Origin of the sequence: Nocardia sp. NBC_00508 (assembly GCF_036346875.1) — a bacterium.
Lineage (GTDB): Bacteria > Actinomycetota > Actinomycetes > Mycobacteriales > Mycobacteriaceae > Nocardia.
The window spans coordinates 1,131,846-1,144,349 of record NZ_CP107852.1 but is presented as its reverse complement, the minus strand read 5'-3'; the positions used below and the strand labels follow the sequence as shown (position 1 = coordinate 1,144,349).

Sequence of the window (12,504 nt, the reverse complement as noted above, 5' to 3'; positions counted from 1 at the left end):
CGTAGCATGACCCGGATTCGCGTGTCGTGTGTGGAGCTCCACGCACTGAAGAGAGGGATTTCGTGCGTCGCAAGCTGTTCGCCGCCGCCATGCTCGCCATCGTCGCCGCCACGGGCCTGAGCGGGTGCGGCGACAGTGACCCGAACGTGCTGAAGGTCGGCACCGAGGGCACCTACGCGCCGTTCAGCTTCCAGGGCTCCGACGGCAAGCTCACCGGGTACGACGTGGAGGTGATCCAGGCGGTCGGCGACAAACTCGGCAAGAAGGTCCAGTTCGTGCAGACGCCGTGGGACGCCATCTTCGCCGGTCTGGAGTCCAAGCGCTTCGACCTGGTCGCCAACCAGGTGACCGTGAACGACGAGCGCAAGGCCAAGTACGCGCTGTCGGCGCCCTACACTACGTCGGCGGGCGTGATCGTCACCCGGGCCGACAACAACGCCATCACCGGTCTCGCCGATCTCGACGGCAAGACCTGCGCGCAGTCGGCCACCAGCAACTGGAGCAAGGTCGCCACCGACGCGGGTGCGAAGGTCGAAGCCGTTGAGGGCTTCGTGCAGGCCATCCAGCTGTTGAAGAACGGCCGCGTGGACGCGACCGTCAACGACAACCTCGCCGTCGCCGAGTACGCCAAGAAGACCGGCGACACCAGCGTGAAGATCGCGGGCAAGACCGGAGCGGTGAGCAAGCAGGCGTTCGCCGCGCGCAAGGGCGACGCGCTGATCGCCGACGTGGACAACGCGCTGAATCAGCTGCGCGCCGACGGCACCCTGGCGAAGATCGCCGAGAAGTATTTCGGCACCGACGTCAGCCAGTAGCCGCCCCTTCATGGACGCCGCGACCAGGGATCTCATCTGGCACAACCTGTGGCCGATGTTGCAGGCCACCGTCACGAAGACCATCCCGCTGACCGCGATCAGCTTCGCCATCGGTTTGGTGCTCGCCTTGTTCGTGGCGCTGGCGAGGATGTCGCCGGTATGGCCGCTGTCGGCGGCCGCCCGGTTCTACATCTCGATCATTCGCGGCACTCCGCTGTTGGTGCAGCTGTTCATCGTGTTCTACGCGCTACCGCAATTCGGCATCGTGATCGACCCGTTCCCCGCCGCCGTGATCGCGTTCAGCCTCAACGTGGGCGGCTACGCCGCCGAAGTGGTGCGCGCCGCGATCCTCAGCGTCGCCGACGGCCAGTGGGAGGCGGCCGAGGCGCTCGGTATGTCCTACCCGATGATGCTGCGGCTGATCATCCTGCCGCAGGCGGCCCGGATCGCGGTGCCGCCGCTGTCCAACACACTGATATCGCTGGTCAAGGACACCTCGCTGGCTTCGACCATTCTGGTCACCGAGCTGCTGCGGGTCGCGCAGCTCGCCGCCGCGCCGACCTTCGATTTCTTCGCGCTCTACGGGGTCGCGGCGCTGTACTACTGGGTCATCTGCCTGATCCTCGGATTCGCGCAGACCCGGCTGGAAACCAGGTTGGCTCGCCATGTCGCGCGCTGAGTATCCGTATGTACCGGCTATTGAGCCCCGGTTCATATTTTTCACCAAGGTTTCACCGTGGCCAGGGCGGGACCTGTACACCCAGCGGGACTAGGCTCTACCCGTGATGCGACGGACGAAGATTGTGTGCACGCTCGGCCCGGCCACTGCCACCGAGGACCGTATCCGCGAACTCGTCGAGAGCGGTATGGACGTAGCGCGGCTGAACTTCAGCCACGGCGAGCACGCGGACCATGCCGAGAACTACAAGAAGGTGCGTCAGGCCTCCGACCACCTCGGCCGAGCCGTCGGCATTCTCGCCGACCTCCAGGGGCCCAAGATCCGCCTCGGTCGCTTCCTCGAGGGCAGGACCGTCTGGGCGACGGGCGAAGAGGTCCGCATCACTGTCGACGAGGTCGATGGGACCCACGACCGGGTGTCCACCACCTACAGGGAACTGGCCCAGGACGCCAAGACCGGCGACCGCCTCCTGGTCGACGACGGCAAGGTGGGGCTGGTCGTCACCCGCGTCGACGGCAACGACGTGGTCTGCCGGGTCACCGAGGGCGGCCCGGTCTCCAACAACAAGGGCGTCTCGCTGCCGGGCATGGACGTGTCGGTGCCCGCGCTGTCCGAGAAGGACATCGAGGACCTGGAGTTCGCACTCAAGCTCGGCGTCGACTTCATCGCGCTGTCGTTCGTGCGGTCCCCGTCCGATGTCGAGCTGGTGCACGACGTGATGGATCGCGTCGGCCGCCGGGTGCCGGTGATCGGCAAGTTGGAGAAGCCGGAGGCGATCGACAACCTGGAGGCCGTGGTCCTCGCCTTCGACGCGGTGATGGTCGCCCGTGGCGATCTCGGCGTCGAGCTGCCGCTGGAGCAGGTGCCGATCGTGCAGAAGCGCGCCATCCAGATGGCCAGGGAGAACGCCAAGCCGGTCATCGTCGCCACCCAGATGCTGGAATCGATGATCGAAAACTCCCGCCCCACCCGCGCCGAGGCCTCGGACGTGGCGAACGCGGTGCTCGACGGCGCCGACGCGGTGATGCTGTCGGGGGAGACCTCGGTGGGCAAGTACCCGATCGAGACGGTGCGCACGATGGCGCGCATCGTGCACGCGGTGGAAACCGAGTCGACCCGCGTCCCCCCGCTGACCCACGTGCCGCGGACCAAGCGCGGCGTGATCTCCTACGCCGCTCGGGACATCGGCGAGCGGCTCAACGCCAAGGCGCTGGTGGCGTTCACCCAGTCGGGTGACACGGTGCGCCGCCTGGCCCGGCTGCACACGCCGTTGCCGCTGCTGGCGTTCACGCCGCTGCCGGAGGTGCGCAGCCAGCTGGCGCTGACCTGGGGCACGGAGACCTTCATCGTGCCGACCGTGAACACCACCGACGCGATGATCCACCAAGTCGATGTAGCGCTCCTGTCCATGGACCGATACCAGAAGGGAGACCTGGTGGTCATCGTGGCGGGATCGCCGCCCGGCACCGTAGGCTCCACCAATCTGATCCACGTGCACCGTATCGGTGAGGAGGACCATTAGTGAGTGCTTCCCTAGGCAGCTCCGTAGTCGTCGAGGAGCTGCCCGCACAGCGCTCCGACCTGGATGTGTTGCTCGGCCTGCTCGATCTGGAGCAGATGGATGAGGACGTGTTCGTCGGCCAGCATCCGGCGAAGGTGTGGAGCCGGACGTTCGGCGGTCAGCTCGTCGCGCAGGCCATCATGGCGGCGGGCCGGACGGTCGGTGACCGTCCGGTGCACGCCGTGAACGCGCATTTCGTGCGCGGCGGCGACGTGAAGAAGCCGATCGAGTACCGGGTGGACCGCCATCGCGACGGACGCGCGTTCGCCAACCGCACCGTCACCGCGACCCAGGACGGCCAGGAGCTGTTCGTGATGCTCGCCGCGTTCCAGGATTGGGGCAAGGGGCTCGAGCACGCGCACGCCCAGCCGGAGGTCCCGGATCCGGAGACGCTGCCGCGGGTGGAGGAGAGCTTCGAAGGCTTGGAGGACAAGCTGGAGATGTTCGTCAAGGCGCCGCATCCGATCGACATGCGCTACACCAACGATCCGGCGTGGATTCTCAAGGGCACGGGGGAGCGGCTGAACCACAACCGGGTCTGGATGCGCGCCGACGGCAGGTTGCCCGACGACCCGCTGATCCACGTGGCGACGCTCGGCTATTCGTCCGACACCACGGTGCTGGACTCGATCATCACCACCCACGGGCTTTCCTGGGGCCTGGACCGGATCGTGGCGGCCACGGTCAACCATTCGATCTGGTTCCACCGCCCGTTCCGTTTCGACGAGTGGGCGCTGTACGCCACCGAGTCGCCGGTGGCCGCGGGCTCCCGCGGCCTGGCAACCGGACGGTTCTACTCCCGCACCGGAGACCTGCTCGCCACGACGGTGCAGGAGGGGCTCATTCGCCACTTCCCCGCGCGCCAGCGGGCTTAGGCGGCTGCCTCGCCTCCGCTCGGCCCGGCGCGGGTCTACGGCGGACTTCGTCCGGCAGTGTCCTTTCTGCGGCGCCTCGCCTCCGTTCGGCCCGGCGCGGGTCTGCGGCGGACTTCGTCCGGCGGTGTCCTTTCTGCGGCTGCCTCAGCCCTAGCTCCGCCTGGTCCGCGGGCGGAATTCATCTGGCCGCGCCCGGGAGGCGCACTACAGCAGTTCGCGGTGCCGATCGATGTCGAGATCGACGTCGGTGCGTTGCGAGGCGCGGATCGAAACCGGGATCTGCCGTCCCGGCTCGGTGCGCGCGAGTCCGGAGATCCCGCGCAGCAGTTGGCGTTCCAGCGTGGCCACGTCGTCGTCGGTCAGTTGGTCCGGCAGTCCGACCAGGCTGAGCGCGATCTCGTAGGTGCGGCGGTCTGCCAGTGCGCCGTCGAGCCGGCCCGGACCGCAGCGGCTCTCCAGGGCCAGGTGGGTAGGGTCGTCGGTATCGACCGGCAAGGTGAAGCGCCAGACGAATACGTCGCGGTCGGTGAGATAGTCGTCCACCACCTCGCGCACGGTCTCGACGACGCGATCGAGGGCTTCCGGTGTCACATAAACATGGAGCGAAACATCCGAAATTCGCTTCGGCATGTCTGATTCCTGTCCTGTGTCGAAGCAGCAACGGGCGGGAGTGTTGTCCGCGAGGAGTTTAATCCGTCCATACCCGGAATGGACATAGCCGGATGATGACAGGCGGGCGGGCCGTGCATTGCACGGTGTCCGAGCGAGTTCCCGGTCTGGCCCTCGGGTTGCTACCGCGCGCGCTGGGCGGCGAGGAAGGTCGCCAGTGGCGGCCGCGACATGCCGGGACGGATCACCAGTCCGCGCTCGTCGTCCTGCGGGCGCGGCTGCTCGTTCGGGGCCAACGCTAGCAGCAGCGGCACCAGCGCCTCGGCGATGCGGTCGCCGACCTCGCAGAACGCCTGCGGGGACAGCCCGACCGGGTCGGCGATGTTCTCCCGCCCGACCAGGGAGAGGTCGTTGCGTGCGGTGTGCAGTTCGGCGACCGTGCGCGCGCCGGTGACGTGGGCGATCCGGTGGGCTTCGAGCAGTGTGTAGGTGCGGGACCCGGCGCCGAAGGCCATGTCGATCGCCTGGTCGCGGATCTGCTCGGTCATCGCGAGGACCAAGTCGGCCTTGTCGATCATGTCCGGCTTCAGGCGGCGGGCCCGGAAGTTGCCCGGGTCGGCGCCGAGCCCCGCGATGGTCTGGGCGGCGAGCGGCTCGACCGGAAATCCCACCAGCGCACGGGTTCCCGCGCTTTCGGTGGTGAGATGGGGCAGAGCGTGTTCGACCGCGAGGGCGCGGGTGAGCCGCTCGGCGATCACCGAACGGCAAACGTTGCCGTTGCAGACGAACAGGACGTGCATACGAACACGATAAGCGGCGGCGAGGCTACCAGAAGGTCCTGATTCGGTAGTCCCAGGTGTGGGAACAACATATTCATCTGTTCGTAGCGCGCCGTACACGAAGTACGCCGTTTTTCAGCCCTGGCCTGCGACGTACGTCACTCCGGCGGTTGGAGCGGTTCGATTCTCCGTCCTCGGTGTACCCCGTCGCGAGCGCAGCGAAACGCTGCTTCGTGATTGCTTCGTGATATGACAGCCTGCGCAGGTTACTCGGATTCGCCGTCGTAGTAGGTGCTTTCGCGCACCACGGGCTCCAGCTCGGCGGGTCGGTCCTCGACGCGTCCTCGGGTGGTGAACCTTCGCCCGCGCGAGGGAACCACGGGCGCGAACCGCGCGAGCCCGGTCGCGGGGTCCATGTCGTCGTACATGGCGTCGATGCCGCCGCGCGCGAAGTAGGCCTCGTGCCAGAAGCCGGTGCCACCCGAGTCGCGCAGGAATTTCTGCCACCAGTCGCGATGCGGCGCGCTGCGGGTCCATGCTTCGAGGCTGTCGAGGTCGCGCCAGTATTGGCGCGCACCCCAGTGCGGCGGAAACAGCGACCAGACGACGTCTTCGTGCAGGAGCAGCCCGTCCGGCCGATCCTGGTGCGACCGATACAGTTTGGGCCCGAGCCCGAGCAATCGCAGCATTCCCCTCGGCCGCCGCACCCGCATCCCGAGATAGATCACCACCAGATCCGGATACTCCGACAGATCCACGGTGGTCCTGTTCACCCGCATCGAACACCTCCGCTGCCCGGACGTCCGCCGCGTCCTACGCGAATCACGATCCGGCGACCGAAACGGTTCGACGCAGAGAAAGAACGTCGGCCGCCCCACGACTCCGCCGCTCCCCCCAACGCTACGCCGCAATGCCGCCACACCCGCCCGAAGCGCGAACCAACAGAAACCGCGTCTTCCCACGGAGAAATCTATGAACGCAACTCGCCACCGTCCGTAACATTCGCCAGCTGCGACCCGCGGGCATCCGGCCTCGCAATCCAACGTGCTCGCCGATCGCAACCACGTGCTCGGGGATCGGTGGCGAAGCTCGCCGTGGGGTCCAGGGGTGAAGCCCCGGAAGAACTGGCGAACCTTCCCCTGGTCAGTGCTTTCGCTGAACAGAGTTGCCCGGGAGGCCGCAACACCGACCCCGTGGGGAGTGTTCCCTCGCAGCGGGATCGCTCTGGGAACTCGTCTGGTGCCGAGTGTGGGACTCGAACCCACACGTCCTTTCGGACAACGGTTTTTGAGACCGTCGCGTCTGCCAGTTCCGCCAACTCGGCGCACCGGGTGGAAACTATAGCGGGTGGGGTGCCGTGGAAGCGAATGAGTTGGCGTCGGCGGTGCGAGCGCGCGGTTTGCGCAGGGTATATGCGTTCTATGCAGAAGTGAAAGGTACTCTTTACATCACTCGACAGCCTGATGGTCGCCCGGAGGATCGTGGCTTCTTTCGGTGTGTCGAGGACAGGGCATCGGAACCAGAGGGGTCTACCTATGAGCACAGCAGCTGGGGGCGCCGGCACCAAACGGGACGCCGGGGCGAAGCGGGTCGTCGTCGCCGAGGATGAGGCGCTCATTCGCATGGATCTGGTCGAGATGCTGACCGAAGAGGGCTATCACGTGGTCGGCGAGGCGGGCGACGGTCAGCAGGCGGTCGATCTCGCGGTCGAGCACCGGCCGGATCTGGTCATCATGGACGTGAAGATGCCGCGCCGGGACGGAATCGACGCGGCGGCGGAGATCGCGTCCAAACGTGTTGCGCCGGTGGTTATCCTGACCGCGTTCAGCCAGCGTGATCTGGTCGAGCGGGCGCGGGACGCGGGTGCGATGGCCTACCTGGTGAAGCCGTTCACCAAATCGGACCTGGTGCCGGCCATCGAATTGGCGGCCAGCCGCTTCCACGAGATCACCGCGCTGGAGAGCGAGGTGGCGAATCTGGCCGATCGGCTGGAGACGCGGAAGCTGGTCGAGCGTGCCAAGGGTGTGCTGATGCAGACCCAGGGCCTTTCGGAGCCGCAGGCGTTCAAGTGGATTCAGCGCACCGCAATGGATCGGCGCACGACCATGAAGGCGGTCGCGGAAGTCGTGTTGGAGAACCTGACGCCGAAGTGACATCGGCGTACGCCCGCGGGAAAATTTACTCAGTCGAAACGCGGTCGTGAACAAGAATTCGACACAATGTCGCGCGCATGATCCGAATGTGATGCGGAACTAACGTACCGACGCTATGTTCTGACCGGGCCGACGTGGTCGGCCTCCTCGGCGAGCCCGGGGGAGCACAGAACTTAGATGAGGTGAATCGTGCTTAGTTCCACATGGCGCAGTCGCTCGACGCGAGGTCTTCTGGCCGTCGGCGCTGCCGCTGCGCTGGTGCTGACCGGTTGTAGCGACAAATCCACCAGCAGCGGTTCGGATTCCTCGGGCACCAATGGCGCGGGTGGCTTGTCCATCCAGCCGGTTTTGCAGGTCGACCAGCAGGGCAAGGAGGTGCCGAAGGCCGACGCGGCCACCGCCGCCGATCCCGCGGGCGACGGCAAGGCGACCTGCGCGCCGGGTACGTCCATTGCCATGGCCGGCGCGCTGACCGGCCCGGACGCCGCGCTCGGCATCAATATCGTCAACGGCGTCAAGCTGGCCCTCGATCAGCACAACAAGGCCAACCCGGGCTGCAAGATCGAGCTGAAGCAGTTCGACACCGAGGGTGACCCGCAGAAGGCCACCCAGGTGATCCCGCAGATCGTCAACGACAGGTCGATCATCGGCCTGGTCGGCCCCGCGTTCTCCGGTGAGACGAAGGCGACCGGGAAGATCCTCAGCGACGCGGGCCTGGTCTCGGTGACGTCGTCGGCGACCAACGCGACGCTGACCCAGAACGGCTGGACCACCTTCTTCCGCGGCCTGGCCAACGACGACGTGCAGGGCCCGTCGGTGGCGAAGTACCTGGTCAACACCGCGAACTACAAGAAGGTCTGCGTCATCCAGGACAACACCGACTACGGCACCGGCCTGGCGAAGTCGATCACCGAGGGCCTGGGCGCCGCGGCCGATCCGGCCTGCGCCGCCAGCATCAAGAAGGGCGACAAGGACTTCTCCGCGACGGTCACCAAGGTGGCGGGCGCGAATCCGGACGCCATCTTCTACTCCGGCTATTACTCCGAGGCCGCGCCGCTGGCCCAGCAGCTGAAGTCCGGTGGCGTGAAGGCGGTCTTCGTGTCCGCCGACGGCACCAACGACCCGCAGTTCGTCGCGCAGGCGGGCAGCGCGGCCAAGGGCGCGAAGCTGTCCTGCCCGTGCGGTCCCGCGCCGGAGACGTTCGCCAAGGACTACGAGGCGCTCAACGGTCAGGCGCCGGGTGTCTACTCGGTGGAGGCGTACGACCTGACCGCCATCCTGGCCAAGGGCATCGACGGCGGTAAGGTGACCCGCCCGGATCTGCTGGAGTTTGTGCGGACGTACGACGGTGCCGGCCTCGCGCGTCAGTACAAGTGGAATCCGAACGGTGAGCTGTCGAACGCGCTGATCTGGGTGTACGAGGTCAAGTAGCTCTGGGACTCGGACGGACGGCACGTACCGGGGTTCGCACGAACCCCCGTACGTGCCGTTGTTCCGCGGGCGAATGGATGAGGGCAAGAAATAAATGAAATCAACGGCATTGGCCGGTGGGGCACAACTCCTCGGCGGCTCGATCGACTTCAACTACGAGGGATTGATCGATAGTTTCTGGCGACTGACCGTCGACGGAGTGACCTATGGCGCCATCTATGCCTTGGTCGCCGTGGGCTATACCTTGGTCTACGGCGTATTGCGCCTGATCAATTTCGCCCATTCGGAAATCTTCATGCTCGGCTTGTTCGGGCAATTGATCGGGTTGATGATCTTCGGATTCGTCGCGAGTCCCGATGTCTACACCCAGGGCGTCGTGCTCACGATCGTCTATCTGGGGTTGGCGATGATCGTCGGCATGCTGGTGTCCGGCGGCGCGGCCGTCGGATTGGAGCGGGTGGCCTATCGGCCGCTGCGTAAGCGGGGCGCCAAACCGCTGGCCTTTCTGATCACCGCGATCGGCATGTCGTTCGTGCTCCAGGAACTGGTGCACTTCGTGCTGCCGAAGATCCGCCCCGATCTCGGTGGCACCAACGCGCAGCAGGCCATCCGGCTCGTCGAGCCCACCGTGCAGTTCAGTTTCGGTGGCGCGGACGTCACCAACATCATGCTGCTGATCGTGATCGCGGCGGTGGTGCTGGCGATCGTCACCGAGGTGCTGATCAACCAGACGAAGTTCGGCCGCGGCATCCGGGCCGTGGCCCAGGACCCCGATACCGCGACGCTGATGGGTGTTTCGCGGGAGCGGGTCATCATGCTGACCTTCCTCATCGGCGGCGTGCTCGCGGGCGCGGCGGCGATGCTGTACACGCTCAAGATCCCGAACGGGATCATCTACTCCGGCGGATTCATCCTCGGCATCAAGGCGTTCAGCGCCGCGGTGCTCGGCGGCATCGGCAATCTGCGCGGCGCGCTGCTCGGCGGACTGCTGCTCGGCGTGGTGGAGCAGTACGGCCAGATCCTGTTCGGCACCGAGTGGCGTGACGTGGTCGCGTTCGTGGTGCTGGTTCTTGTGCTGATGGTTCGCCCGACCGGCATCCTCGGCGAGAGTCTCGGAAGGGCACGCGCATGAGCGACACGACCAAGACGGCGCCCGCGCCGGAGGGCGCGCGCCACGGCCTCGGCGACGCCATCCGTACCTGGTGGGACGGCCTGAGCAGGCCCGCGCAGTGGGGCGTCGGCGTCCCGATCCTCCTCCTGCTGGCGCTGCTGCCACTGTTCCCTCCGCCGCTGCTGAACACCCCCTCCTACAACTTCGGCCTGGTGATGGCGCAGGTGGCGATGTACGCGCTGCTGGCCATCGGGCTCAACGTGGTGGTCGGACAGGCGGGCCTGCTCGATCTCGGCTACGTCGGTTTCTACGCCGTCGGCGCCTACACCGTCGGCCTGCTCACCAGTCCCAACAGCCCGTGGAACCAGACCGACGGCGGCTGGCTGGATCCGAAATGGGCGTGGTTGGCCTGCCTGCCGCTCGCGGTGGCGGTGACCGCGGTCTCCGGCCTGATCCTCGGTTCGCCGACGCTGCGCCTGCGCGGTGACTACCTGGCGATCGTGACCCTCGGCTTCGGCGAGATCGTCCGGCTGCTTGCGGAGAACCTCACCGAGCTCACGAACGGCAGCCTCGGTTTGTCCGGCGTGGCGTACCCGCACGTCGGCGAGTCCGAGAGCAGGCCGGAGGGCGTGTTCTCCGGCGGCAACAGCGGGGACCCGGACGCCGCGAACCTGCTCGACCGCGCCAGCTACGGCACCTACTGGTACTGGCTCGGCATGGCGCTGGTGGTAATCGTGCTGCTGATGGTCGGCAATCTGGAGCGCAGCCGGGTCGGCCGCGCCTGGGTGGCCATCCGCGAGGACGAGGACGCGGCCGAGATCATGGGCGTGCCGACGTTCAAGTTCAAGCTGTGGGCGTTCATGATCGGCGCCGCGGTCGGCGGCATGTCCGGCGCGATCTATGCCGGACAGGTGCAGTTCGTCAACCCGACCGGGTTCAACATCATCAACTCGATGCTGTTCCTGTGCGCGGTGGTCATCGGCGGTCAGGGCAACAAGCTCGGCGTGATCTTCGGCGCGTTCATCATCGCCTATCTGCCCGCGCGACTGCAGTCGGTGAACCTGGTGAGCAACGAGTCGACCGGGTATGTCCTGCTGGCGATCGACGTCGCGGTGTTCGTCGCGCTGATCCTCGCCTGGCGGCTGTGGGCCGACCGGCTGGGCGCGTGGCCCCGCCGCGGGGTGATCACCGGCATGGTGGTGACCGGCGTGCTGGCGCTGCTGCTACTTGGCAGCGTGTTGTTGTTCCGCAAGGGCGGCGCGCAATCCCTCGGCGATCTCAAGTATCTGTATTTCGGTATCGCGTTGGTGGTGATGATGATTCTGCGTCCGCAGGGTCTGTTCCCGGTGCGGCAGAAGCTGCTCACCTACGGCAGGCAGGTGTATCAGGCCGTGCGCAGACCGGCCACCCGCGAGCTGATCGGAGCCGGACGATGACCGGGCCCGGCGCGGGTGACGCGCTGTTCGACAACGAGGACTTGGTGGCGGGCTACGCGCCCGCGCCCGAGGTCCAGAGTGCGGGCACGGTGGACGTGACCGCTGTGCTCCCCGATCTCGCCGATGCCGAGACGGTCGCGGAAGTCGTTGCGCCGCATCGGGTCATCGAGACCGCGGTGGGCGAACCGCTGTTGCGCACCGATGGCCTGACGGTGAAGTTCGGCGGTCTCACCGCCCTGGACGACGTGAGCTTCGAGATCCGTCGCGGCGAGATCCTCGGCCTCATCGGTCCCAACGGCGCGGGCAAGACCACCTGCTTCAACGCGATCACCGGCGTCTACCAGCCGGCCTCCGGACTGGTGTACTTCGACGGCAAGCCGCTGACGAAGACCAAGCGCAACGCGATCACCCGCCTCGGCATCGCCCGCACCTTCCAGAACGTGCGGCTCTTCGGTGAGATGACCGCGTTGGAGAACGTGGTGGTCGGCACCGACGCGCGGCACAAGACCTCGGTGCCGGGTGCGATTCTCCGGACGCCGCGGCATCGGCGCGAGGAACGCGACGCCATCGAACGCGGGATGGCGCTGCTGGAGTTCGTCGGCATCGCGCCGCGTGCGGTGGAGAAGGCGCGCAACCTCTCCTACGGCGACCAGCGTCGCCTGGAGATCGCCCGCGCGCTGGCCACCGAGCCGAAGCTGCTGTGCCTGGACGAGCCTGCGGCCGGGTTCAACCCGAGCGAGAAGTCCGCGCTGATGGATCTGATCCGCAAGATCCGCGACGACGGGTTCACGGTGCTGCTGATCGAGCACGACATGCGGCTGGTCATGGGCGTGACCGATCGGATCGTGGTGCTGGAGTTCGGCCGCAAGATCGCCGACGGGCTACCCACGGACATTCGGGACAACCCGGCCGTGATCGCGGCGTACCTCGGCGTGCCGGATACCTCGGTGATCGAATCCGGAACTGCCGCAGGTGAAAGCGGCGCGTCCGGTGCGCGGTCCGGGCCGGAGCCTGCGCCGGGCGAGCCTACGGTCGACAAGCCGTTCACACCGCCT

At 66.8% G+C, this 12,504-nt stretch carries 11 protein-coding genes, 1 tRNA gene and 1 pseudogene; 9 read left to right on the top strand and 4 right to left on the bottom strand.

Going from position 1 to position 12,504, the window contains the following annotated elements:
- Positions 1 to 62 precede the first annotated feature (62 nt).
- The 4 genes from OHA40_RS05010 (at position 63) to OHA40_RS04995 (ending at position 3,930) form a co-directional block, all read left to right on the top strand.
- Complete coding sequence (locus OHA40_RS05010; RefSeq protein ID WP_442943927.1) at positions 63 to 815, top strand: amino acid ABC transporter substrate-binding protein; 753 nt, start codon at positions 63 to 65, stop codon at positions 813 to 815.
- A gap of 10 nt (positions 816 to 825) precedes the next feature.
- The gene (locus tag OHA40_RS05005) at positions 826 to 1,494 is read left to right on the top strand and encodes an amino acid ABC transporter permease (protein ID WP_330231893.1); all 669 of its coding nucleotides are present in this window, start codon (positions 826 to 828) and stop codon (positions 1,492 to 1,494) included.
- Between the two features lie 103 nt (positions 1,495 to 1,597).
- The gene (pyk, locus tag OHA40_RS05000; protein WP_330231892.1) at positions 1,598 to 3,016 is read left to right on the top strand and encodes a pyruvate kinase; all 1,419 of its coding nucleotides are present in this window, start codon (positions 1,598 to 1,600) and stop codon (positions 3,014 to 3,016) included.
- A 95-nt stretch (positions 3,017 to 3,111) separates the two neighbouring features.
- Entirely contained in the window at positions 3,112 to 3,930 is an 819-nt protein-coding gene (locus tag OHA40_RS04995; protein WP_330234049.1) for an acyl-CoA thioesterase, read from the top strand.
- A 204-nt stretch (positions 3,931 to 4,134) separates the two neighbouring features.
- Here the strand turns inward: OHA40_RS04995 and OHA40_RS04990 are convergent, their stop codons facing one another.
- From OHA40_RS04990 to OHA40_RS04975, 4 genes are all read right to left on the bottom strand, one after another.
- Complete coding sequence (locus OHA40_RS04990; protein ID WP_330231891.1) at positions 4,135 to 4,560, bottom strand: hypothetical protein; 426 nt, start codon at positions 4,558 to 4,560, stop codon at positions 4,135 to 4,137.
- Positions 4,561 to 4,721: 161 nt separating this feature from the next.
- Entirely contained in the window at positions 4,722 to 5,339 is a 618-nt protein-coding gene (locus tag OHA40_RS04985) for an arsenate reductase/protein-tyrosine-phosphatase family protein (protein WP_330231890.1), read from the bottom strand.
- A 245-nt stretch (positions 5,340 to 5,584) separates the two neighbouring features.
- On the bottom strand, positions 5,585 to 6,097 hold the full coding sequence (locus tag OHA40_RS04980; protein WP_330231889.1) for a monooxygenase family protein: 513 nt from the start codon (positions 6,095 to 6,097) through the stop codon (positions 5,585 to 5,587).
- A gap of 458 nt (positions 6,098 to 6,555) precedes the next feature.
- Positions 6,556 to 6,642 (bottom strand) — tRNA-Leu (locus tag OHA40_RS04975).
- Between the two features lie 211 nt (positions 6,643 to 6,853).
- Between OHA40_RS04975 and OHA40_RS04970 the strand changes: the two genes are divergently transcribed.
- The 5 genes and pseudogenes from OHA40_RS04970 to OHA40_RS04950 all read left to right on the top strand — a co-directional run.
- Complete coding sequence (locus tag OHA40_RS04970) at positions 6,854 to 7,471, top strand: ANTAR domain-containing response regulator (RefSeq protein ID WP_330231888.1); 618 nt, start codon at positions 6,854 to 6,856, stop codon at positions 7,469 to 7,471.
- 189 nt (positions 7,472 to 7,660) lie between these two features.
- On the top strand, positions 7,661 to 8,902 hold the full coding sequence (locus tag OHA40_RS04965) for a branched-chain amino acid ABC transporter substrate-binding protein (protein WP_442943926.1): 1,242 nt from the start codon (positions 7,661 to 7,663) through the stop codon (positions 8,900 to 8,902).
- A gap of 94 nt (positions 8,903 to 8,996) precedes the next feature.
- Positions 8,997 to 10,034 carry a branched-chain amino acid ABC transporter permease gene (locus tag OHA40_RS04960; RefSeq protein WP_330231887.1) on the top strand — a complete coding sequence of 346 codons (1,038 nt, stop codon included), beginning with the start codon at positions 8,997 to 8,999 and terminating at the stop codon, positions 10,032 to 10,034.
- Entirely contained in the window at positions 10,031 to 11,449 is a 1,419-nt protein-coding gene (locus tag OHA40_RS04955) for a branched-chain amino acid ABC transporter permease (RefSeq protein ID WP_330231886.1), read from the top strand. Before OHA40_RS04960 ends, OHA40_RS04955 begins: the two co-directional genes overlap by 4 nt.
- Positions 11,446 to 12,399, top strand: a pseudogene (locus tag OHA40_RS04950) (ABC transporter ATP-binding protein); the annotation flags it as partial. The gene OHA40_RS04955 and the pseudogene OHA40_RS04950, both read left to right, overlap by 4 nt.
- Positions 12,400 to 12,504: the final 105 nt, after the last annotated feature.